General features: G+C 64.2%; 18 protein-coding genes and 3 pseudogenes. 20 read left to right on the top strand and 1 reads right to left on the bottom strand.

What is annotated here, in order from left to right; all coding sequences use genetic code 11:
- Positions 1–5: 5 nt before the first annotated feature.
- Positions 6–863 carry a ChaN family lipoprotein gene (locus ACQVLG_RS02950; RefSeq protein ID WP_474292799.1) on the top strand — a complete coding sequence of 286 codons (858 nt, stop codon included), beginning with the start codon at positions 6–8 and terminating at the stop codon, positions 861–863.
- Positions 864–880: 17 nt separating this feature from the next.
- Here the strand turns inward: ACQVLG_RS02950 and ACQVLG_RS02945 are convergent, their stop codons facing one another.
- The gene (locus ACQVLG_RS02945) at positions 881–1,747 is read right to left on the bottom strand and encodes an IclR family transcriptional regulator domain-containing protein (protein ID WP_474292797.1); all 867 of its coding nucleotides are present in this window, start codon (positions 1,745–1,747) and stop codon (positions 881–883) included.
- 129 nt (positions 1,748–1,876) lie between these two features.
- On the opposite strand from ACQVLG_RS02945, the gene ACQVLG_RS02940 reads away from it, so the two are divergent.
- The 19 genes and pseudogenes from ACQVLG_RS02940 to ACQVLG_RS02850 all read left to right on the top strand — a co-directional run bounded on the left by ACQVLG_RS02940 (position 1,877) and on the right by ACQVLG_RS02850 (position 23,565).
- Positions 1,877–2,575, top strand: a complete 699-nt coding sequence (locus ACQVLG_RS02940; protein WP_070281525.1) for a 3-oxoacid CoA-transferase subunit A — start codon at positions 1,877–1,879, stop codon at positions 2,573–2,575.
- A gap of 10 nt (positions 2,576–2,585) precedes the next feature.
- A complete protein-coding gene (locus tag ACQVLG_RS02935) occupies positions 2,586–3,227 on the top strand; it encodes a 3-oxoacid CoA-transferase subunit B (protein ID WP_474292795.1) in 642 nt (213 codons plus the stop codon).
- Between the two features lie 27 nt (positions 3,228–3,254).
- Positions 3,255–4,459: pseudogene (pcaF, locus tag ACQVLG_RS02930) on the top strand (3-oxoadipyl-CoA thiolase).
- 153 nt (positions 4,460–4,612) lie between these two features.
- Positions 4,613–5,908 carry an MFS family transporter gene (locus ACQVLG_RS02925; protein ID WP_058048361.1) on the top strand — a complete coding sequence of 432 codons (1,296 nt, stop codon included), beginning with the start codon at positions 4,613–4,615 and terminating at the stop codon, positions 5,906–5,908.
- Between the two features lie 77 nt (positions 5,909–5,985).
- Complete coding sequence (locus ACQVLG_RS02920; protein ID WP_474292794.1) at positions 5,986–6,681, top strand: fumarylacetoacetate hydrolase family protein; 696 nt, start codon at positions 5,986–5,988, stop codon at positions 6,679–6,681.
- 21 nt (positions 6,682–6,702) lie between these two features.
- Positions 6,703–7,023 carry a thioredoxin family protein gene (locus ACQVLG_RS02915; RefSeq protein WP_474295514.1) on the top strand — a complete coding sequence of 107 codons (321 nt, stop codon included), beginning with the start codon at positions 6,703–6,705 and terminating at the stop codon, positions 7,021–7,023.
- A 518-nt stretch (positions 7,024–7,541) separates the two neighbouring features.
- The gene (locus tag ACQVLG_RS02910) at positions 7,542–8,828 is read left to right on the top strand and encodes an MFS transporter (RefSeq protein WP_070290424.1); all 1,287 of its coding nucleotides are present in this window, start codon (positions 7,542–7,544) and stop codon (positions 8,826–8,828) included.
- A gap of 247 nt (positions 8,829–9,075) precedes the next feature.
- Positions 9,076–9,234, top strand: coding sequence for a hypothetical protein (locus tag ACQVLG_RS02905; protein WP_474292792.1), 159 nt, complete (start codon positions 9,076–9,078; stop codon positions 9,232–9,234).
- Positions 9,177–10,100 (top strand): ABC transporter substrate-binding protein, encoded by a 924-nt coding sequence (locus tag ACQVLG_RS02900; protein WP_474292790.1) that lies wholly within the window; start codon positions 9,177–9,179, stop codon positions 10,098–10,100. Before ACQVLG_RS02905 ends, ACQVLG_RS02900 begins: the two co-directional genes overlap by 58 nt.
- Before the next feature lie 83 nt (positions 10,101–10,183).
- A complete protein-coding gene (locus ACQVLG_RS02895) occupies positions 10,184–13,444 on the top strand; it encodes an ATP-binding cassette domain-containing protein (protein ID WP_474292788.1) in 3,261 nt (1,086 codons plus the stop codon).
- Positions 13,441–14,276, top strand: a pseudogene (locus ACQVLG_RS02890) (inositol monophosphatase family protein). The gene ACQVLG_RS02895 and the pseudogene ACQVLG_RS02890 overlap by 4 nt, the downstream one beginning before the upstream one ends.
- A gap of 111 nt (positions 14,277–14,387) precedes the next feature.
- On the top strand, positions 14,388–15,380 hold the full coding sequence (locus ACQVLG_RS02885; protein ID WP_474292786.1) for a porin: 993 nt from the start codon (positions 14,388–14,390) through the stop codon (positions 15,378–15,380).
- On the top strand, positions 15,334–15,483 hold the full coding sequence (locus ACQVLG_RS02880; protein ID WP_474292784.1) for a hypothetical protein: 150 nt from the start codon (positions 15,334–15,336) through the stop codon (positions 15,481–15,483). The genes ACQVLG_RS02885 and ACQVLG_RS02880 overlap by 47 nt, the downstream gene beginning before the upstream one ends.
- A gap of 70 nt (positions 15,484–15,553) precedes the next feature.
- Positions 15,554–16,543 (top strand): inositol 2-dehydrogenase, encoded by a 990-nt coding sequence (gene iolG / locus ACQVLG_RS02875; RefSeq protein WP_474292783.1) that lies wholly within the window; start codon positions 15,554–15,556, stop codon positions 16,541–16,543.
- A gap of 12 nt (positions 16,544–16,555) precedes the next feature.
- The gene (locus ACQVLG_RS02870; protein WP_474292781.1) at positions 16,556–18,502 is read left to right on the top strand and encodes a bifunctional 5-dehydro-2-deoxygluconokinase/5-dehydro-2-deoxyphosphogluconate aldolase; all 1,947 of its coding nucleotides are present in this window, start codon (positions 16,556–16,558) and stop codon (positions 18,500–18,502) included.
- Positions 18,499–20,340 (top strand): 3D-(3,5/4)-trihydroxycyclohexane-1,2-dione acylhydrolase (decyclizing), encoded by a 1,842-nt coding sequence (gene iolD / locus ACQVLG_RS02865; RefSeq protein WP_474292779.1) that lies wholly within the window; start codon positions 18,499–18,501, stop codon positions 20,338–20,340. The genes ACQVLG_RS02870 and iolD overlap by 4 nt, the downstream gene beginning before the upstream one ends.
- Position 20,341: 1 nt before the next feature.
- Positions 20,342–21,256, top strand: coding sequence for a myo-inosose-2 dehydratase (gene iolE / locus ACQVLG_RS02860; RefSeq protein WP_474292777.1), 915 nt, complete (start codon positions 20,342–20,344; stop codon positions 21,254–21,256).
- A complete protein-coding gene (iolB, locus tag ACQVLG_RS02855; RefSeq protein WP_474292776.1) occupies positions 21,253–22,050 on the top strand; it encodes a 5-deoxy-glucuronate isomerase in 798 nt (265 codons plus the stop codon). The genes iolE and iolB overlap by 4 nt, the downstream gene beginning before the upstream one ends.
- Before the next feature lie 14 nt (positions 22,051–22,064).
- A pseudogene (locus ACQVLG_RS02850) lies at positions 22,065–23,565 on the top strand (CoA-acylating methylmalonate-semialdehyde dehydrogenase).
- The last annotated feature ends 18 nt before the right edge of the window (positions 23,566–23,583 follow it).

Genomic DNA, 23,583 nt, shown 5'->3' with positions numbered 1-23,583 from the left:
CTTACATGAAGACCGTGATTTTCCGCGCCGGCGCGCGCGCCGCCCTGCTGTGCGGCGTGCTGGCGCTGGCCGCCTGCGGCAGCTTGCTGAAAAAGGAAGCGCCGCCCCCTCCCGCGCCCGTGGCCGACGCCTTGCCCAATCCGCAAGTGCTGCTGCTGGGCGAAGTGCATGACAATGCGCAAGGCCAGCGCCTGCGCGTCGCGGAATTGCAGCGCCGCCTGGCGGCCGGCTGGCGTCCCGTGATCGTCATGGAGCAATTCGACCGTGAAAACCAGGCCTTGCTGACGCGCGCCGCGCGCGATTGCGCCGACCCCGACTGCATCATCCGCGTGATGGAGCAGCCGCGCTGGGACTGGAGCTTGTACCGGCCCGTGCTCGACCTCGTCATCAGCTACCAGCTGAGCCTGGTCGCCGGCAACCTGTCGCCGGCCGACGCCTCGCGCATCGTGCGCGACGGCATCCAGTGGTCCATGCCGCCCGCCATGGCGGCCACTTACCTGGCTGCGCCCGTGCCGGCCGACATTTTGGAAGGGCAACAGAAGGAAGTCCAGGCGGCCCGCTGCAACATGTTGCCCGATATGATGGTGAGCGGTGTCGTCAACGCCCAGGTGGCGCGCGATATCTGGATGGCCAAGCTGATCCGCGACCAGGCGCCGCGCGACGTGGTGCTGATCGCCGGCAACGACCACGTGCGCAAGGATATCGGCGTGCCCCGCTGGCTGAAGCTGGCCGACCCGCAGCTGAACCTGCGCAGCATCGGCTACCTGGAGCAGGGTAGCACCGGCTACAAGGGCACGTTTGACCTGACGCAAACGATGCCGGCGCAGCCGCGCCCGGACCCGTGCGCGAAGTTTAAACAGTAAGGTTCAAGAAGTAACTCCTACTGCTGCACCCGCACCAGGGCGCTGACCCGGCTGGCCGTATCGAGCAGTTTCGGCAGGCTGTGCTCCAGCAGATGCGCCACGGACGGCCCCGCCGTCTGGCCGCTGACGTTGATCGCCGCCACCACCTTGCCGGCCCGGTCGAACACGGGCGCGGCCAGGGCGATCAAGCCCTGTTCCAGCTCTTCCTGCACCAGGCACCAGCCCTGGCGCCGCACTTGCGCAATCTCTTCCATCAAGACGTCGATGTCGACCTTGGTCGCCGGCGTGATTTTCAGCAGCGCCATCTTCGACAGCCGTTCGCGCAGCACCTCGGGCGCCAGGCCCGACAGCAATACTCTGCCCATCGAGGTGCAGTAGGCGGGCAGGCGGCTGCCGATGCCCAGGTTGATCGACATGGTGCGGTGCGCGGACAGGCGCACGACATACACGATGTCGTCGCCGTCGAGCACGGTGGCCGAGCACGACTGGCGCAAGGTCTGCATCAATTCTTCCAGCAACGGCTGTGCCTGCGTCCACACGGGCAAGGACGACAGATACGCGTAGCCGAGGTCGAGCACCTTGGGCGTCAGGCGGAACAGCCGTCCGTCCGCTTCCACATAACCGAGATGCAGCAGGGTGTGCAGGATGCGCCGCGCGCCCGCGCGCGTCAGCTGCGCCCGTTCCGCCACTTCGCTCAGGGTCTGTTGCGGCGCCTCCGCGCCAAAGCTGCGCAAGACGGCCAGGCCCCGCGCGAACGATTGCACATAGCTGTCGCCGGGACGGGGCGCGCCGTCGGCGTCAAGGCTGTCTTCGGCGGAAAGGGGGGCGTGCTGCGGGGTGCGGTCATGGCAATTCCAATTGGTCAAGGTGGCAATTATAGCCATGGCGCCAGCGAAAACGGCAAATTGACAAGCGCCCCGATCAGGCATATTCTCACGAATAAGTTCTAAATACGAATATTTGTTCGATATACGAACAAATGGATTGTGAGTTTGATTGGGAGGAGACAGGCAATGATCGACAAACTGCGTTCCAGCGTGCTTGATGCGCTGGCCGATATCCACGATGGCGCCACCGTCATGATTGGCGGCTTCGGCGGCGCGGGCCAGCCGGCCGAGCTGATCGACGGCCTGATCGCCCAGGGCGCGCGCGACCTCGTCATCGTCAACAACAATGCGGGCAACGGCGACACTGGCCTGGCCGCCCTGCTGAAAAACGGGCAGGTGCGCAAGATCATCTGCTCGTTCCCGCGCCAGGCCGATTCCCACGTCTTCGACGCCCTGTACCGCGCGGGCAAGCTGGAGCTGGAGCTGGTGCCGCAGGGCAATCTGGCCGAGCGCATCCGCGCCGCCGGCGCCGGCATCGGCGGCTTTTTCACGCCCACGGGCTATGGCACGGACTTGGCCAAGGGCAAGGAAACGCGCGAGATCGACGGGCGCATGTATGTGTTCGAGTCGCCCATCCACGCCGACTTCGCGCTGATCAAGGCGGAGCAGGGCGACCGCTGGGGCAACCTGACCTACCGCAAGACGGCGCGCAACTTCGGCCCCATCATGGCCATGGCCGCCAAGGTCAGCATTGCCTCCGTGCATGAAGTTGCTGAACTGGGCAGCATCGACCCCGAACACGTCATCACGCCGGGCCTGTTCGTGCAGCGCATCGTGCAAGTGCCGCGCACGGCCACCGGCCCCGCCGGCTTCAAAGCTGCCTGAGGAGTATCAAATGCATAAATGGAATCGAGATCAAATGGCAGCCCGCGTGGCGGCCGACATCCATGAGGGTGCGGTCGTCAACCTGGGCATCGGCTTGCCGACCCTGGTGGCGAATCACTTGCCGGCCGGCGCGGAGATCATTCTGCACAGCGAAAACGGCGTGATCGGCATGGGTCCCGCGCCCGCGCCGGGCGAGGAAGACTACGACCTGATCAACGCGGGCAAGCAGCCCGTCACCCTGCTGGCGGGCGGCAGCTATTTCCACCATGCCGACAGCTTTGCCATGATGCGCGGCGGCCACCTGGATATCTGCGTGCTGGGCGCGTTTCAAGTGTCCGCCACGGGCGACCTGGCCAACTGGCACACGGGCGCGCCCGACGCCATCCCCGCCGTGGGCGGGGCCATGGACCTGGCCATCGGCGCGAAAAAAACCTGGGTCATGATGGAATTGCTGACCAAGGGCGGTGAAAGCAAGCTGGTGCAGGCCTGCACCTATCCGCTGACGGGCATCGGCTGCGTCAGCCGTATCTACAGCGACCTGGCCGTGCTCGACCTGGGACCCGCCGGCGCCACCGTCGTCGAGCTGGCCGATGGCTTGAGTTTTGCGCAGCTGCAAGCCTTGACGGCCGTGCCGCTGACGGACGGACGTTAATTCAATCACTTTCTTGGAGGAAAGAACATGACCCACGCTTATATCTGCGACGCGCAGCGTACGCCCTTCGGCCGCTACGGCGGCGGACTTGCCGGCGTGCGCGCCGACGACCTGGGCGCCGTGCCCATCCGTGCCTTGATGGCGCGCAACCCCAATGTGGATTGGACGGCCGTCACCGACGTGCTGTACGGCTGCGCCAACCAGGCGGGCGAGGACAACCGCAACGTGGCGCGCATGGCCGCCCTGCTGGCGGGCTTGCCCGACAGCGTGCCGGGCGCCACCCTGAACCGCCTGTGCGGCTCGGGCCTGGATGCCATCGGCAGCGCCGCCCGCTTCATCAAGAGCGGCGAAGCGGGCTTGCTGATCGCTGGCGGCGTGGAAAGCATGAGCCGCGCACCGTTTGTCATGGGCAAGGCGGACAGCGCCTTTTCGCGTGGCATGAAAATGGAAGACACGACCATCGCGGCTGGCGCTTCATCAACCCCTTGATGAAGGCGCAGTACGGCGTCGACTCGATGCCGGAAACGGCGGAAAACGTGGCCAGCGACTTCGGCATCAGCCGCTTTGATCAGGACGCGTTCGCCCTGGCCAGCCAGGTGAAAGCGCTGGCGGCGCAGCAGGCGGGCGTGTTCGACAGCGAAATCTGTCCCGTCAGCATTGCACAGAAGAAGGGCGAGCCCATCGTTGTCAGCCGCGACGAGCATCCGCGCGCCACCACCCTGGAAACATTGACGAAACTCAAGCCCGTCGTGCGCGCAGACGGCACGATTACGGCCGGCAACGCGTCCGGCGTCAACGATGGCGCGGCGGCGCTGCTGCTGGCCGACGAGGCGAACGCGGCCCGTTTCGGTCTGACGCCGCGCGCCCGCGTCGTGGCCATGGCGACGGCCGGCGTGGCGCCGCGCATCATGGGCATCGGCCCCGCGCCCGCCACCCTGAAAGTGCTGGCCATGACGGGTTTGACCCTGGCCGACTTCGACGTCATCGAACTGAACGAAGCGTTTGCCGCCCAGGGCCTGGCCGTGCTGCGCCAGTTGGGCTTGCGCGACGACGATCCGCGCGTCAACCCGAACGGCGGCGCCATCGCCCTCGGCCATCCGCTGGGCGCCTCCGGTGCGCGCCTGGCCATGACGGCCGTCAACCAGCTGCACCGCACGGGCGGGCGCTATGCGCTCTGCACGATGTGCATCGGCGTGGGGCAGGGCATCGCGCTGGTGCTGGAACGGGTCTGATTCCACGCGCCTGCAAGCGAAAAAAAGTTGCCGGCGATACGTATTAACCCGTATGCCGGGCGGCTTTTTGACCTTGATCAAGGGCGTATGATGCAAAACCAGCCCGGGCAATCTGGCTGGCGCTGGCTTTTTTACACGAACAAGAAGATTGATATGACATCCCACGATACTCCGCATGACGTTGCGCAGCTGACTTCCCAGCAGCGCATCAAGGCCATCATTGGCGCTTCTTCCGGTAACCTGGTCGAATGGTTCGACTTCTACATTTACTCGTTCTGCGCGCTGTATTTCTCGCACGCCTTTTTCCCATCCGGTAATCCGACGACCCAGCTGCTGCAGACGGCCGGCATCTTTGCCGCCGGCTTCCTCATGCGCCCGGTGGGCGGCTGGCTGTTCGGCCGCATCGCCGACAAATACGGCCGCCGCCAGTCGATGATGATTTCCGTGCTGATGATGTGCGGCGGTTCTCTGATGATCGCCGTCATGCCCACCTATGACACCATCGGCGCCTTCGCGCCGTTCCTGCTGCTGGTGGCGCGTCTGTTCCAGGGCCTGTCCGTGGGCGGTGAATACGGTACCAGCGCCACCTACATGAGTGAAGTGTCGGAATCGGGCAAGCGCGGTTTCTTCGCCTCGTTCCAGTACGTGACCCTGATCGGCGGCCAGTTGCTGGCCTTGCTGGTGCTGGTGGTCTTGCAGCAACTGCTGACCTTGGAAGAGCTGCGCGCCTGGGGCTGGCGCATCCCGTTCGTCTTTGGCGCCCTGGCGGCCCTCGTCTCGCTGAATCTGCGTAAATCCCTGACGGAAACGACCACCGCCAGCGAGCGCAAGGACAAGGACGCGGGCAGCCTGCGCGGCTTGCTCAAGCACAAGCGCGCGTTTATTACCGTGCTGGGCTTTACGGCTGGCGGCTCGCTCGTGTTCTACACGTTTACCACCTACATGCAGAAATACCTGGTCAACACGGCCGGCATGGATACCAAGACGGCCAGCGCCGTCATGACGTGCGCCTTGCTCGTCTACATGATTCTGCAGCCGGTGTTCGGCGCCTTGTCCGACCGCATCGGCCGCCGCACCTCGATGCTGTTCTTCGGCGGCCTGGCCACCCTGTGCGTGTTGCCGATCATGCATGCCTTGAAGGATATTTCCAGCCCGTACGCGGCGTTTGGCCTGATCATCATCGCGCTGGCCATCATCAGCTTCTACACCTCGATCAGCGGCTTGATCAAGGCGGAAATGTTCCCCGTCGAAGTGCGCGCGCTGGGCGTGGGCCTGTCGTATGCGGTCGCCAACGCCATGTTCGGCGGTTCGGCCGAATACGTGGCGCTGCAGTTTAAGGCCTGGCACGTGGAAGAGTATTTCTATTGGTACGTCACCGTCATGTGCCTGATTTCCTTCATCGTCGCCATCCGCATGCCGGACCCGAGCCGCTCGGGACTGCTGAAGTAACGTTGTCGTAAAATAGGGGGACACTGCGGTGTCCCTTTTTCATCACCGCCTTTTTATCGTGCCGATCAGGAGTTTGCATGTCGTATGTCATTCCCGCACCGATCCAGCCCAGCGTTCCCGTCACCGGCAGCGTTGATACTTTCCCCGTCCACCGCATCTATTGCGTGGGCCGCAACTATGTCGACCACGCCAAGGAAATGGGCCACACGGGCCGCGAGGCGCCGTTTTTCTTCATGAAGCCCGCCGACGCCGTGCTGCCCGTGCCAGCCGGCACGACGGGAGAATTGCCGTACCCGGCGCAGACGCAGGACTTCCAGCACGAGATGGAACTGGTGGTGGCCATCGGCAAGGGCGGCAGCGATATCGGCGTGGCCGATGCATTGAACCACGTGTGGGGCTATGCGATCGGCCTGGACATGACGCGCCGCGACGTGCAGGGCGCGGCGAAAAAGCAGGGCCGTCCGTGGGAGACGGGCAAGGCCTTCGAACACTCGGCGCCCATCGGTCCCATCACGCCGGCCGCGCAGGCGGGCGATATCAGCCATGCTGCCATCACCCTGCGCGTGAATGATGATCTGCGTCAAAGCAGCAGCATCGATATGCTGATCTGGAACGTGGCCGAAACCATCGCCGACCTGTCGACCTATTTCACCTTGCAGCCGGGCGACCTGATCTACACGGGCACGCCGGCCGGCGTGGCGGCCGTGCAGCGCGGCGACGAACTGGTGGGCGCCATCGATGGCCTGGGCGAATTGCGCGTGAAAGTGGTCTGAGTGGACAAGGAGAGCGGCATGATGAGCGACAGCTATTCTGTAGCGCAACCGACGCGCGCCGAGATCGACGCGCTGGCGGGGCCGGCCCTGCTGGAGTTCGGCACGGGCTGGTGCGGCCACTGCCGCGCCACTCAGGCGCCGCTGGCCGCCGCGTTGGCGCAATATCCCGGGGTGCCGCATCTGCGCGTGGAAGACGGCCCCGGCCGCGCGCTGGGGCGCTCATTCAAGGTGAAACTGTGGCCGACCCTGATTTTCCTGAAAGATGGCCAGGAAGTGGCGCGCCTTGTGCGCCCGCTCGACAGCGCGGAGATCGGCAAGGCGTTCGCCCTGATCGAGGTGTAGGCGGTTTGCATCATTTCTTGCCGCACCGCAGCACTGCGCGTATGATAAGCCGCTTACAGCAAGATCAACCGCATCCTTCGTGATGCAGCGCGATCATCGCCGGCCCGCTCCACCCGGAGGGGCCGCAGGCAAGGATTCACCACAAATGACCGATGCCGCGATGCCGACGCGCGGGTCTGGTACGGAATGCCTGGCGATACGCCGGGCCTGATACACGTCGCCCATCCCCTGACGCCTTTCCTGCCGTGCCCCGGGTAACCGGATGGCGCACGACCGTTGTTTCTCTAAATCAGCACTGATCACGGCGCGATAGCGCGCGTTGGTACACCGTTGTCTGCCGTTAACAACGGCGTGTTGCGGCGTGGAATTTGTTTGCGAATTTAATAGCAATTTCGCAGCAAATACGCCCGCGCACAGCTATGATATGTGAACCGCGCGCCTAGACAACGTGCTGTGCTGCTGCCTGAAAAAACATCCAGAGAATGGCCTTTAGACACCCTCCCCAAGGAGCGCAGTAAATGAGCACCCCCCCCAAGAAAAATTCCCCCGGCACGGTGCTGTTCGCCAGCCTGATCGGCACCACCATCGAGTTCTTTGACTTTTATATCTACGCCACCGCCGCCGTGCTGGTGTTCCCGAAACTGTTCTTCCCCGCCGGCGACCCGTCGGCCGCCGTGCTGCAATCGCTGGCCACGTTCGCCATCGCCTTCTTCGCCCGCCCCATCGGCTCGGCCGTGTTCGGCCACTTCGGCGACCGCATCGGCCGCAAGGCGACCCTGGTGGCGGCCTTGCTGACCATGGGTATCTCCACCGTCATCATCGGCTTGCTGCCGACGTATGCCGCCATCGGCACCCTGGCGCCGCTGCTGCTGGCGCTGTGCCGTTTCGGCCAAGGCCTGGGCCTGGGCGGCGAGTGGGGCGGCGCGGTGCTGCTGGCAACCGAGAATGCGCCACCGGGCAAACGCGCCTGGTACGGCATGTTCCCGCAGCTGGGCGCGCCGATCGGCTTCTTCCTGTCGGGCGGCATCTTCCTGCTGCTGAGCGAAACCATGACCGATGAACAGTTCTTCAGCTACGGCTGGCGCATCCCGTTCCTCGCCAGCGCGCTGCTGGTCATCGTCGGCCTGTACGTGCGCCTGAAGATCACGGAAACGCCGGACTTCCAGAAAGTCATCGATAAGAACGAAGTCGTCAAGCTGCCCGTGGCCACCGTGTTCCGCCAGCATGGCCGCATGTTGTTCCTGGGCACCATCATCGCCCTGGCCACCTTCGTGCTGTTCTACCTGATGACGGTGTTCGCACTGAGCTGGGGTACGACCAAGCTGGGCTTCACGCGCAAGGAATTCCTCGTCGTGCAACTGTTTGCCGTACTGTTCTTCGCCCTGACGATTCCGTTTTCGGCCGTGCTGGCCGACCGCCGCGGCCGCCGCGCCACCCTGATCTGGGTTTCCGTCGCCATCGCCATCTTCGGCCTGGTGCTCGCGCCCATGTTCGGCTCGGGCGTGACGTGGGAAGTGACCGTTTTCATGGCCGTCGGCCTGGGCTTGATGGGCATGACCTACGGACCGCTGGGCACGATGTTGTCCGAACTGTTCCCGCCCGAAGTGCGCTACACGGGCGCCTCGCTGACGTTCAACCTGGCCGGCATCCTGGGCGCCTCGCTGGCGCCGTACATCGCCACCTGGCTGGCCACGAACTATGGCTTGCAGTACGTGGGCTATTACCTGTCGCTGGCGGCCGTGCTGACCCTGGGTGCCTTGTTGATGGTGGGCAAGCCACGCGCGGGCAAGGAAGCCTGGCAGTAACACCCCTCTGACCCCACCGGTCCCGAAAGCCGCCAGCTGCAACCAGCTGGCGGCTTTTTTTGTCGGTAAAACGCCACGCCGCACGCCTGCCGAGATTCTTGTTGACAGTCAAAATCGGCTGGTGGTAAGGTGTGCACACGTGTGCAATACAGTGCAAGGCCTTAGAAAGCACATCCCGGGACAGTGACACCGCAAGATAGCGGTGCGGTCTGAAGTACCACAACGATAACGAACTTGGAGTGAGACGATGAAGATGCGCAATGTTGCGATTGCTATAAGCCTGGCCCTGCCGATGACGGCCATGGCCGCCGAGGAACGCCTGTCCGTGCTGTGCTCGGCCGATATGGAATGGTGCCAGCTGATAAGAACCGCTTCGAGGCGGAAAGCAAGATCAAGGTGTCGATGATCAGGAAGAGCGCCGGGGAAGCCTACGCGAAGATCCGCGCCGAAGCGTCGAACCCGAAATCGGACATCTGGTGGGGCGGCACGGGCGACCCGCACCTGCACCTGCAAGCCGCCGCCGAAGGCTATACGGAAGAATACAAGTCGCCCACCCTGCCCAAGCTGCAGCCGTGGGCGCTCAAGCAGGCCGAGACGGCCAAATACCGCACCGTCGGCATCTATATCGGCATCCTGGGCCTGGCCTACAACGAAAACGTGCTGAAGAAGAAAAACCTGCCGCCGCCCCAATGCTGGAAAGACCTCGTCAAGCCCGCCTACAAGGGCGAGATCGAGATGGCTAACCCGAACTCCTCGGGCGCCGCCTACAATGCGCTGGCCACCGTGGTGCAGCTGTTCGGCGAAGAGGAAGCCTTCGATTTCCTGGCGAAAATGGGCCAGAACGTCAGCAAGTATCCGAACGCGGGCGTGGCGCCGGGCGAGGACGTGGGCCGCGGCGAAGCGGGCGTGGCCATCGGCTTCATGCATGACCTGATGAAACTCACCGTGGCCGGCTTTCCCGTGAAGGTCTTGCCGCCCTGCGAAGGCACGGGCTATGAGATCGGCTCGATGAGCATCGTCAAGGGCGCGAAAAACATGGAGCAGGCAAAGAAATTCTATGAATTCGCCCTGCGTCCCGACGTGCAGAGCGAAGCCGTCAAGGCGCTGGCCTTCCAGATCCCGTCCAACGCGGCCGCCACCATTCCTGCCGCCTCGCCGCGCCTGGAAAACATCAAGACCATCAACTACGACTTCGCCAAGTATGGCGCGTCGGACACGCGCAAGCGCTTATTACAACGCTGGACGACACAGATATATTCTGCCGGCAATTAAGGCGCAAAGACTGTCATCGTACCGAGCCTGCCGCATGCCGCAACGGCCATGTCGGCAGGCCTACTTAGCTGGATAGAGACCTCATGAAAAAGATATTTTACGGCTGGCTGCTGGCCGCTTTGGCAGCGTTGTGCCTGTTGCCCTGGCAGCAGCAGGAAGCGGGCCTGTTCGCCGGCGAGTGGCTGCGCGACGGCCAGTTCTTCAGTGAACGTGGCGCACCGGCCGTGCTGCACGTGCTGTCGTTCGGCGCCTGGCCGCTGGGCGTGTTCTTTGCCCTGATCGCCGCCAGCGCCGCGCTGGTGGCCGGCAATCCCCACCGCAAGACCCTGGGCCTGGGCCAGATCGCCCTCGGCGGCGCGGGCCTGCTGTGGCTGGCATGGCTGGGCTGGGGGCCGCTGGCCGCCGGCACCGGCCTCGGTTTCGGCGCGCTGCTGCTGGCGCTGTGCCTGCTGTTCCTGCTGACCTCGGGCGCCGCCGCCTGCGGCGTGTGCCGCGGCGACGCCTTCGTGGCCGGCGCCATCGGCCTCATCATCTGCCTCATTTCCCTGTTCGTGCTGTTCCCCGTCGCGCTGATCCTCGTCAGCGCCGGCCAGCCCCTGGACGATGGCGGCACGGGCGCCGCCGCCCTGGCGCGCCGCCTGGCCGACCCCGGCATCTGGAGCCTCAATTGCGTGGCCGGTCCCGGCCGCTGCGGCGTGGCGTGGAACACCCTGGCGCTGGCCTTGCTGACGGGCGTGTCGGCCACCTTCCTCGGTCTCGTGTTCGCCCTCCTGGTGACGCGCACCAACGGCCGTTGGGTACGCCCCATGCGCGCCATCACCATCTTGCCGATCGTCACGCCGCCGTTCGTGCTGGGCCTGGCCCTGATTCTGCTCTTCGGTCGCAACGGCGCCATCACGGGCCTCGTCGGCGACCTGTTTGGCATCGAGCAAAGCCGCTGGCTGTACGGCATGACGGGCGTGTGGCTGTCGCAGATGCTGGCCTTTGCGCCGATCGCCTTCATGACGTTGATTGGCGTGGTGGAAGGCGTCAGCCCCTCGCTGGAAGAAGCGTCGGGCACCCTGGGCGCCAGCAGCTGGCAAACCTTCGTCAAGGTCTCGCTGCCGCTGATGCGTCCCGGCATCGCCAATGCCTTCTTGCTGTGCTTTATCGAAAGCATGGCCGACTTCGGCAACCCGATGGTCTTGGGCGGCAACTTCCACGTGCTGTCGACGGAAATCTTCTTTTCCGTGGTGGGCGCCTCGAACGATCAGGGCCGCGCGGCGACTTTGGCCATCGTGCTGCTGACGTTTGCCGTGGGTGCCTTCTTCATCCAGAACCTGTGGCTGGGCAAGAAATCGTATGTGACGGTGACGGGCAAGGCCGACCACGGCGGCCACGCCTCGCTCAACCCGCGCCTGAAAACCACCCTGTGGACCATCGCCCTGCCATGGTTCGCCTTCACGGCCCTGATCTACGGCACCGTGGTGGCGGGCGGCTTCGTGAACAACTGGGGCCAGGACAATGCCTTCACCTTGCGCCATTACATCGACGCCTTCGGCATCACGGCGGGCGCTGCCGGCTGGCACTGGACGGGCCAGGCCTGGCCGTCGTCGCTGTTTACCACCCTGACGATTTCGGCCATCGCCGCGCCCTTGACGGCCTTTGTCGGCATCCTGTCGGCCTGGCTGCTGGTGCGCCAGCAATTCGCCCTGAAGAGCGCGTTCGAGTTCGGCACCATGCTCAGCTTTGCCATTCCCGGCACCGTCATCGGCATCAGCTACATCCTGGCGTTCAACTCGGCGCCGATCGAGTTGACGGGCACGGCCACGATTCTGATCCTGTGCTTTGTCTTCCGCAACATGCCGATGGGCTTGCGCACGGGCATCGCCGCCATGCGCCAGCTCGACGGCAGCCTGGATGAGGCGTCGATCACCCTGGGCGCCAGCAGCTGGACCACCATGCGCAAGGTCATCCTGCCGCTGCTGCGCCCGGCCATCGCCTCGGCCCTCGTGTATGGCTTCGTGCGTTCGATCACGTCGATCTCGGCCGTCGTCTTCCTCGTCAGCGCCGATTACGACATGGCCACGTCCTACATCATCGGCCTGGTGTCGAAACGGCAACTACGGCACGGCGATCGCCTATGCCACGGTGCTGATCGTCATCATCCTGCTGTGCATCCAATTGATCCATTTGCTGGTCGGCAAGCGCCGCCTTCGCCGCGTCAGCGCCGAAAAAACGCTGCCGGCCGCCGTTCCCAACCTGGAAAAGAGCTACGCATGAACCACTTTACTACCCAAGCAACAGAGCTTGCCGCGCTGGAATTCGATGGCGTTACCAAGCGCTACGGCAAGGCCCTGGCCGTGAACGATGTGTCGTTCACGATCGCCCCGCGCACCATGGTCACCCTGCTGGGGCCCAGCGGCTGCGGCAAGACGTCCACCCTGCGCCTGATCGCGGGCCTGGAACGCGTCAGCGCCGGGCGCATCCTGCTGGCCGGCGAGGACGTCACCCTGACCTCCGCCGCCGAGCGCGACGTCAGCATGGTGTTCCAGTCGTATGCGCTGTTCCCGCACATGACGGTGCTCGACAACGTGTGCTACGGCTTGACCGTCTCGGGCGAGACCAAGCCGCGCGCCATCGAACGGGCGCAGGAAAGCCTGCGCCTGGTGGGTCTGGCTGACTTTGCCGCGCGCTTCCCGAACGAGTTGTCGGGCGGCCAGCAGCAAAGGGTAGCCGTGGCCCGTTCGCTGGTGCTGCAGCCCAAGGTCTTGCTGTTGGACGAGCCATTGTCGAACCTCGACACGAAACTGCGCCGCCGCGTGCGCGACGAGATCCGCGACATCCAGGTCAAGCTGGGCCTGACGGCCGTGTACGTCACGCATGACCAGGAGGAGGCGCTGGCCATTTCCGACCAGATTATCGTCATGAACCGCCAGGTGATCGCGCAAAAGGGCACGCCGCACGAGCTGTTCGAGTCGCCGGCCGACAAGTTTGTCGCCGATTTCATCTGCAACGCGAACATCGTCGATGGCGTGATCGAATCGGTGGCCGACGGCAAGGCCGTCTGCGTCATGGGCAAGCTGCGGCTGCGCCTGCCATGCCGCAGCCAGCGCAGCGGCGAAGCGAGTTTCGCCGTGCGTCCGGAAGCGATCCTGCTGTCGCCCGCGCAGCCCGACAGCGCCATGGTGGTGCGCGTGGCGCGCGCCACCTACCTGGGGCGCGAAATGCAATACACGCTCGACACGCCCGTCGGCGAATTGTTTGCCGTCTCGCACGACTTGAGCCAGGTTTTCACGCAAGGCACATCGGTCGCCATGACCGTACACGAACATGGCGCAGCCATCATTGGAGGACAAGCATGACAGATATGACACAGGCAGCGGTACTGGCCGACGCGGCGACCCTGGAGCGCTATGCCTACGCCCGGCACATCATCCGCCAGGCGGGCGAGATTGCGCTGGGCATGTTTCACCGCCGCACGGAACTGGTGATCGAGGAAAAAGGCTTGCAGGACATGGTCAGTATCGCCGATCGCATGGTGGAAGACTATGTGCGTGCGCAAATCGCCGCGCGTTTTCCTGACGACGCCGTGGTGGGCGAGGAGCGGGGCGGCGGGGGGCGTCGGACGCGCGCTGCGTGTGGGTCATCGATCCCATCGACGGCACGGCCTGTTTCGTCAACGGCATGCTGGCCTGGTGCGTGTCGATTGGCGTGCTGGTCGACGGCCAGCCCGCCATCGGCGCCGTGTACGACCCGAATGCGGACGAGTTGTTCCACGCCTGCCTGGGGCAGGGCGCGCATGTGACGGCGAAGGCGGGCGAAACGCGGCTGCGCATCAACGACGTGGCCAGCCTGCAGGGCGGCGTGCTGGGCGTGGGCTTTTCGCACCGCGTGGGCACCGATACCTTTTTGCCCTTCCTGCTCGACGTGCTGGAAGAGGGCGGCATGTTCATCCGCAACGGTTCCGGCGCGCTGATGATCGCCTACGTGGCGGCCGGGCGCCTGATCGGCTATTTCGAGCCGCACATCAATTCCTGGGATTGCCTGGCGGGCATCGTGCTCGTCAACGAAGCGGGCGGGCGCTGCAATGATTTCCTGGCCGATAACGGTCTGGAAAAGGGCAACCCCATCCTGGTGGGCGGCCCCCGCTTGTATCCGCAACTGGCGGCGCTGGCCTTGCCGCGCTGTACCTGAACACATTGACTGGAAAGGGAGGGCAGGCGTCCGGCGAGGGGCGCATGTAGTGGCAACACGCTGTCGAGCATCATGAGTAATCCACCACCATAAAAACAAGCAGGAGACAAAATGAAAAACGGGATGAACACCATGCAGTTGAACAAGATCGCCGCCGTATTGTTGCTGGTCGCACCAGGCTGCGTGCTGGCCGAATCGAGCGTCGTCGTGTACGGCCGCATCCACGCGGGCTTCGACCGCATCGAAACGTCGAGCTCGGCCACGGCGCCGAATGGCGAGTCGGTGTCGCGCGTATCGGACAATTCCTCGAAGATCGGCTTCCGGGGAAGAGAAGACTTGGGCAATGGCAACACGGCCTTCTTCCAGATCGAGGGCAATGCCAAGCTCGACGATGGCACGGGCGCCATTAATAGCAAGGATACCTTTGTCGGGCTGGAAAACCCCGCCTATGGCCGCATCGCGCTGGGGCGCTTTGCCACGCCGATCCGCCAGATCAACGGCTATACCAACCGTTTCGTGGGCGAAGGCATCCAGGATGACGCCAACATTTCGCAGCTGGGCGGCGAAGGCTTCAACCGCCGCAGTTCGAACGCCGTCAGCTATCGCACGCCCGTGGTGCAAGGCTTCAGCGCCACGATTTACCGCGCCAGCGAAAACGAGGCATCGAACGGCGACCGCATCTATTCGGGCATCGTGCAATACGTGAACGGACCTATCAAGGGCGCCGTCGGTTATGAAAAGCACAAGGACTTGCGTCCCGGCTTCAGCGAAAAGATGTTCCGCGCCGTGGGCAATTACAACTTCGGCGGCGGCGACGTGGGCGTGGCCTGGAACCGCATGGTGTATGACGTGGCGGGCGGCGACTTGCAGCGCGATTACTTCACCATCACGGGCGCCTACAAGGCGGGCGGCGGTGCCCTTCATCGGCCGTTTCGGCGTGGCAGGCGACGTGTCGGGCAGCGCGCCCAACGGCAGCAGCGTGACCATCAAGGCGACCACCCTGGTGCGCGGCGACGACAGCGGCGCCAAGCAGGCGACTTTGGGCTACGAGTATTACTTGTCCAAGCGCAGCACCGTCTACGCCTACTACACGCAAACCAATAACGACAAGAACGCCAACTACACGTTTGGCGGCAATGCCTTCGCCGCCACCAAGAAGGGGGCCAAGCTCAGCGGCGTAATGCTGGGCGTCATCCACCTGTTTTAACTTTTTTCGCCCGGATTTGCACACGTGTGCATTTCCGGGCCAAACGATACCGACTATCAAGGAGATGGAAATGATTCAAGTGGCATTGTTCGGCGCCGGGCGCATCGGCCGCATTCACGCCGGCAATCTGGTACGCCAGCCCGGCGTGCGCCTGAAATACGTGGTCGACGTGCATGCGGGCGCGGCGGCGGAAGTGGCGGCCCTGCATGGCGCCAGCGTCGCCAGCGTGGACACTGTGCTGGCCGACCCGGCAGTCAAGGCCGTGCTGATCGCCTCGAGCACGGATACGCACGCGGACCTGATCGTGCGCGCGGCCGCCGCCGGCAAGGCCATCTTTTGCGAAAAGCCCGTCGACCTGACCCTGGAGCGCGCGCGCGCCGCCGCCGCTGCCGTCCAGGACGCGGGCGTGCTGTGCATGATCGGCTTCCAGCGCCGCTACGACCCCACGTTTGCCGCCGTCAAGCAGCGCATCGTGGCGGGCGAGATCGGCACGCCGGAGATGCTCATCGTCACCAGCCGCGACCCGGGCCCGCCGCCCGTGAGCTACATCAAGGTCTCGGGCGGCATCTTCAAGGATATGCTGATCCACGATTTCGACATCTTCCGCTGGATACTCGACGACGAAGCCATCAGCGTGCACGCCACGGGCAGCTGCCTCGTCGATCCGGCCATCGGCGCGGCGGGCGATCTCGATTGCACGGCCGTCACCCTCCGCACGGCGAAGGGACGCTTGTGCCAGATCAACACGACGCGCCGCGCCGCCTACGGCTACGACCAGCGTTTCGAAGTGCTGGGCAGCGCTGGCATGCTGCAGGCAGGCAACCACAAGCCGACGGAAGTGACGGCCTATGGTGCCGTCAACGTCAGCGTGGACAAGCCGGAAGACTTTTTCCTGGAGCGCTACCGCGCCGCCTACGCCAGCGAAATGGGGCACTTTTTCGACGCCTTTGCCCATGGCGCAGCGCTGCGCACCACCGTCCACGATGGCTTGAAAGCCCTGGAACTGGCCGAAGCGGCCACCGTGTCGTGGCGCGAGCAGCGCATCGTGCAACTGTCATAAGGAAACAATGCCATGAAGAATACGACTGAATTTGCCCAGGGCCGCGCGCTCGACGTGATCTGCCTGGGCCGCCTGGCCGTGGACCTGTACGCCCAGCAGATCGGCAGCACCCTGGAAGACGCGACGAGCTTTGCCAAATACCTGGGCGGCTCGTCCGCCAATATCGCCTTCGGCACGGCCAGGCTGGGCCTGAAGTCCGCCATGCTGTCGAAAGTGGGCGACGACCACATGGGGCGTTTCTTGACGGATACTTTGGCGCAGGAGGGCTGCGACGTCAGCCACGTGGGCATCGACCGCGAGCGGCTCACTGCCCTGGTGATGCTGGGCATCAAGGACAAGAACACCTTTCCCCTGATTTTCTACCGTGAAAATTGCGCCGACATGGCCATCGACGCATCCTTGGTGGATGCGGCTTTCATTGCGTCGAGCAAAGCGTTATTAATCACCGGCACGCATTTTTCGACCGCCGCCATGCACGCCGTCAGCACGCAAGCCTTGAAATTGGCCCGCGCGAATAACGTGCGCACCGTGCTCGACATCGATTACCGGCCCGTGCTGTGGGGCTTGTCCGGCAAGGCCGATGGCGAAACGCGTTTCGTCTCGAACGACGGCGTCACCAAGCACTTGCAGGCGATCTTGCCGCAGTTCGACCTGATCGTCGGCACGGAAGAGGAATTCATGATCGCCGGCGGCGGTGCCGACATCATGGCGTCCTTGCGTGCCGTGCGGGCCGCCACCCTGGCCACCCTGGTCGTCAAGCGTGGCCCGCTGGGCAGCGCCGTCATCGACAATGTGGTGCCGGCCAGTCTCGATGACGCGTATAACTACCGCGGCGTGCGCGTGGAAGTGCTGAACGTGCTTGGCGCGGGCGACGCTTTTCTTTCCGGTTTCCTGAAAGGCTGGCTGCGCGGCGAGGATTACGAGGCGTGCTGCCGCTACGCGAACGGCTGCGGCGCCCTCGTCGTGTCGCGCCATGGTTGCGCGCCGGCCATGCCGTCGCCTGTCGAGCTCGATTATTTCCTCGCCAACGCGGCCAAACTGACGCAGCCGGACCAGGATGCCACCTTGTCGCGCCTGCACCGCACGACGGTGGCGCGCAAGGAGTGGAATGAGCTGTGCGTGTTCGCCTTTGACCACCGCACGCAATTCTTTGAGCTGGCGCAACAAGCGGGCGAGTCCGAATCGCGTATCTGCGCCTTGAAGCAATTGATGGTGCAAGCCGTGGCGCAGACGGAAACGGCCTTGCAACTGGCCGGCAAGACGGGCGTGCTGATCGATGGCCGCTATGGCGTCGATGCCCTCAACGATGCGACGGGACGCGGCTGGTGGATAGGCCGTCCCGTGGAATTGCCCGGTTCCAATCCGCTGCAGTTCGACTGGGGCCGCTCCATCGGCTCGCATCTGCTCAGCTGGCCAAAGGAACACGTGATCAAGTGCCTGGTGCAACTGCATCCGGACGACGCTGTGGAAAACCGGCTGGAACAGGAAGCGCAGATCAAGGCCCTGTATGACGCGGCGCAAGTGAGCGGTCACGAACTGTTGCTGGAAGTCATACCGTCGGACGCCTTGCCGCACGGCGACGACACAGTCTTGCGCGCCGTCAAGCGCCTGTACAACCTCGGCATCTACCCGGAATGGTGGAAGCTGGAAAGCATGTCGGCCAAGCAATGGCAAGCCATCGATGCCCTGGTGCATGAGCGCGATCCGTATTGCCGTGGCGTCGTCTTGCTGGGCCTGAATGCGCCCATCGACAAACTGGCCGCCAGTTTTGAACAGGCCAGTGCCAGCACGACGTGCCGCGGCTTCATGGTGGGCCGCACCATCTTCCAGGAACCGAGCCGCCGCTGGCTGGCCGGAGAACTCGACGATGCGGGCCTGATCGCCGCAGTGCGCGCCAACTTCGAACAGCTGATCAGCTTGTGGCAGCGCACGCGCAACCGCCTGGAGCGTGCCGCATGAGCGCGACCATCCATAAAACCATCCGCTTGACCATGGCGCAGGCTTTAGTCCGCTACCTGTCCGTGCTGCGCACCGAGGATGGCCAACCGCTATTCGGCGGCGCTTTCGCCATCTTTGGCCACGGCAACGTGGCGGGCCTGGGCGAGGCGCTGTACCAGTACCGCGAGCAATTTCCAACCTACCGTGCCCACAATGAACAGGCGATGGCGCACTCGGCCATCGCCTATGCGAAAGCCCACATGCGCCGGCGCATGATGGCGGTGACCAGTTCCATCGGTCCCGGCGCCACGAATCTGCTGACGGCCGCCGCGCTGGCGCACGTCAACCGCCTGCCGGTCTTGCTGTTGCCCGGCGACGTCTTCGTCTCGCGCGCGCCGGACCCCGTCTTGCAGCAACTGGAAGACGCCAGCGATGGCAGCGTCTCGGTCAACGATGCTTTTAAACCCTTATCGCGCTATTTCGACCGCATCGTGTATCCGGAGCAATTGCTGACCGCCTTGCCGCGCGCGATTGCCGCCTTGACGGACCCGGCCGCTTGCGGTCCCGTGACCTTGTCCCTGCCGCAGGACGTGCAGACGATGGCGTATGACTATCCGGTCGACTTTTTCGAACCGAGAGTCGTGCGTTTCCGCGCCGTGCCGCCCATCGAACAGGAACTGGAAGAAGCGGCAGCGTTGCTGAAAAACGCGAAACAGCCGCTGATCGTGGCCGGCGGCGGCGTGTTGTACGGCAAGGCCAGCGCCGCCTTGCAGGCGTTTGCCGAGCGGCACGGCATTCCCGTGGCGGAAACCCAGGCCGGCAAGAGCAGCTTGCCGTGGGACCACCCGTTGCAGCTGGGCGCCATCGGCGTCACCGGTTCGCCTGCCGCGAATGCGCTGGCGGCGGACGCGGACGTGGTGCTGGCCATCGGCACGCGCCTGCAGGATTTCACGACCGGTTCCAACTCCCTGTTTGCGCAGGCGCAACTGGTCAGCCTGAACGTCAACCGTTTTGATGCGCTGAAACGCCGTGGCCTGGGCCTGCAGGCGGACGCGACCCTGGGTTTGCAGGGCCTGTCGCGCCTGCTGGGCAACTGGAACAGCGCGGGCCAGTGGCTGGAGCGGGCGCAGCAGGCAGGCAAGGCCTGGCGCGCCACCGTGCTGGCGATCACCGGCAAACGGGAAGTCGCCGGCTTGCCGTATGACGGCGAAGTCATCGGTGCCGTGCAGCGCTCTTCACTTGACTCCACCACCCGCGACATCGTCGTCTGCGCGGCCGGTACCTTGCCGGCCGAACTGCACAAGCTGTGGCGGACGGAAACGCCGGGCGGCTACCACATGGAATACGGCTATTCGTGCATGGGCTATGAAATCGCCGGCGGCCTCGGCGTCAAGATGGCCAAACCCGATGCCGAGGTGATCGTCATGGTGGGCGACGGCAGCTATCTGATGATGAATTCGGAAATCGCCACTTCCGTCATGCTGGACAAAAAACTCATCATCGTCGTGCTCGACAACCGCGGTTACGGCTGCATCAACCGATTGCAGCAGGCGTGCGGCAATGCCTCGTTCAACAATATGTTGCCCGACAGCGCACCCCGCATCGACTTCGCCCTGCATGCGCAATCCCTGGGCGCGCTGTCCGAACACGTTGCCGACATTGGCGAACTGGAACAGGCCATGCTGCGCGCCCGCGAAGCTAGCCGCACGTATCTGATCTGCATCAATACGGACGACACGCGCACGACCGAGGAGGGTGGTTGCTGGTGGGAAGTGGCCGTGCCCGAGGTCTCCACGCAAGCCGGCGTGCAAGCTGCCCGTGCCCGTTATGAAAACGATCGCCTGAAACAAAGGAATTGAAATGACTACATGGAATGTGAAGATCGGCATCAACCCGATCTCGTGGATGAACGACGACTTGCCGAGCCTGGGCGGCGAAACGCCCCTGGAAACGGCACTGAAGGAAGGCGCCGAGATCGGCTACGTGGGTTTTGAGCTGGGCAACAAGTTTCCGAAAGATGCTCCGTCCCTGAACGCCGTGCTGGGCAAGTATGGCCTGGCGTGTGTCTCCGGCTGGTATTCGGGCCGGTTGGCGCACCGCTCGGTGGAAGAAGAGATCGCCTCCGTGGCATCGCATTTGCGGCTGCTGGCCGACAGCGGCGCCACTGTCATGGTCTACGGCGAAGTGGCCGACGCCATCCAGGGCGAAGCCCGTCCGCTGTACAAACGCCCCCGCTTCCAGACGCAGCAGCAGTGGCAGGACTACGCCGATAAGCTCACGGCCTTTGCCGCCCACCTGCTGGCGCACGGCGTGCGGCTTGCCTACCACCATCACATGGGCGCTTACGTGGAAACGCCCGCTGACGTGGATCAACTGATGGCCCTGACGGGGCCGGAAGTCGGCTTGTTGTTTGATACGGGTCATATCACCTTTGCCGGCGGCGACGCGCTGGCGGTGCTGAATAAACACATCGAACGCATCTGCCACGTGCATTGCAAGGACGTGCGCCCCAATGTGGTGAAACTGGCGAGAAATGGCCACTGGAGTTTCCTGCAGGCCGTCATCAATGGCGCCTTCAGCGTGCCCGGCGACGGCTGCATCGACTTCCCGGCCATCCTGACGCGCTTGTATCTGCACGGCTATGAAGGCTGGCTGGTGGTGGAAGCGGAGCAAGACCCGGCCGTGGCGCCCAGCTACGAATACGCGAAGATGGGCCACGATTACCTGGCGCAATTGGTCGACGCGATTCCGCGCCTGGGCCGGGAGGCGGCATGAGCCCGCTGCTGGTGAAAGCGGGGCAGGGACAGACCATCGTCGAGGTGACACCGGCGTCGGCCGGCTGGACGCACGTGGGCTTTGCCGCGCACAGGTTGCAGGCCGGCGAACACATCAGCCTGGAGACGGGCAGCCGCGAGCTGTGCCTCGTCGTGCTGACGGGCACGGTCACCGTGCAGGCGGGCGAGCAGAGCTGGGAAGCCATCGGCAAGCGCGCCAGCGTTTTTGAAGACGTCTCGCCCTATGCCGTGTATGTGCCGCTGGAAACACAGGTCCGTATCACGGCCGTGAGCGCTGCCGAGGTCGCCCTGTGCAGCGCACCCGCCACGACCCACCGTCCGGCGCGCCTGATCGAGCCATCGAGCATGACGCGCTCCGTGCGGGGCCAGGGCGCGAATACCCGCTACGTGTGCGACATCCTGCCGCAGACGGAGGAAGCAGACGGCTTGCTGGTGGTGGAAGTCGTCACGCCGTCCGGCCATTCGTCGAGCTATCCGCCGCACAAGCACGACAGCGACAATATTCCAACCGAAAGTTCTCTGGAGGAAACCTATTACCACCGCCTCAATCCCGAGCAGGGTTTTGCCTACCAGCGCGTCTACACGGATGACCGTTCCATCGACGAAGCCATGGCCGTGGAAAACCACGACGTGGTGATGGTGCCCAGGGGCTACCACCCCGTCACCGTGCCGTATGGCTATGACGGCTATTACCTGAACGTGATGGCCGGCCCGAAACGCGTGTGGCACTTTAAAAACGACCCGGCCCATGAGTGGCTGATGCATACCAAATAATCAAGGAATCCGCTATGACAACGCAACAGATCGGCCACTTTATTGGTGGCAACCCCATGGCTTCGCGCTCCGAGCGCACGAGCGACGTCTTCAATCCCGCCACGGGCGCGGTGACGGCGAAGGTTTCCCTGGCCACGCCTGGCCGAGCTGAACGCGGCCGTGGCCGCCGCCCACGCGGCGTTTCCCGCCTGGTCGCAGACCTCGCCCCTGCGCCGCGCCCGCGTCATGTTCAAGTTCAAGGAGTTGCTGGAAGAGCACTCGGACCAGTTGGCCGCCCTGATCACGGCCGAGCACGGCAAAGTGTTTACGGATGCGAAAGGGGAAGTGACGCGCGGCATCGAAGTGGTGGAATTTGCCTGCGGCATCCCGCAAATGATGAAGGGAGAGTATTCGGAACAGGTGGCCGGCGGCATCGACGCCTGGTCGATCCGCCAGGCGCTCGGTGTCTGTGTCGGCATTACGCCGTTCAACTTTCCCGTGATGGTGCCGATGTGGATGTTCCCGATGGCCATTGCCTGCGGCAATACCTTCGTACTCAAACCGTCGGAGCGCGACCCGTCGGCCAGCCTGCTGCTGGCGCAGTTGCTGACGGACGCGGGCTTGCCCGACGGCGTCTTCAACGTGGTGCAGGGAGATAAAGAGGCCGTGGATGGGTTATTGCACCACCCGGACGTGCGCGCCGTCAGTTTCGTCGGTTCCACGCCGATCGCCGAGTATATCTATGCGACGGGCTGCGCCCAGGGCAAGCGCGTGCAGGCGCTCGGGGGCGCGAAAAACCACATGGTCGTCATGCCCGACGCGGACATTCCCCAGACGGTGGACGCCCTGATGGGCGCCGCGTTCGGTTCGGCCGGCGAGCGCTGCATGGCCATTTCCGTCGTCGTGGCGGTCGGCAATGTCGCGGACCAGCTGGTGGAAGCCCTGGTGCCGCGCATCGCGGCGTTAAAGATCATGCAGGGCATGGATCTGTCGGCCGAGATGGGCCCCGTGGTGACGCAGGTGCACAAGGACAAGATCGCCGGCTATATCGCCACAGGAGTAAAAGAAGGCGCCAAGCTGGTCAGTGACGGACGCGGTTTCGTACTGGCAGGTCACGAGAAAGGCTTTTTCCTGGGCGGCAGCCTGTTCGACCACGTCACGCCGGAGATGACGATTTATCAAGAGGAAATCTTCGGCCCCGTGCTGTGCATCGTGCGCGTGCCCGATTTTGCCACCGCGCTGGACCTGGTCAACGCGCATGAATACGGCAACGGCACGGCCATCTACACGCGCGACGGCAACACGGCGCGCGAATACACGCACCGGGTGCAGGTGGGGATGGTGGGCGTCAATGTGCCGATCCCCGTGCCGATGGCCTTCCACAGCTTCGGCGGCTGGAAGCGCAGCCTGTTCGGTGACCACCATGCGCACGGCCCGGAATCCGTGCGTTTCTACACGAAACAGAAGGCGGTGACCCAGCGCTGGCCGGCCTCGACGGCTGCCGGCGCGGAGTTTGCCATGCCGACCTTGAAGTAATCAGGCCAGTGGCGGTGC

Source organism: Janthinobacterium sp. TPC_1 (assembly GCF_056037845.1).
The sequence above is the reverse complement of the archived record's forward strand: the minus strand, read 5'-3'. Positions and strand labels throughout refer to the sequence as shown.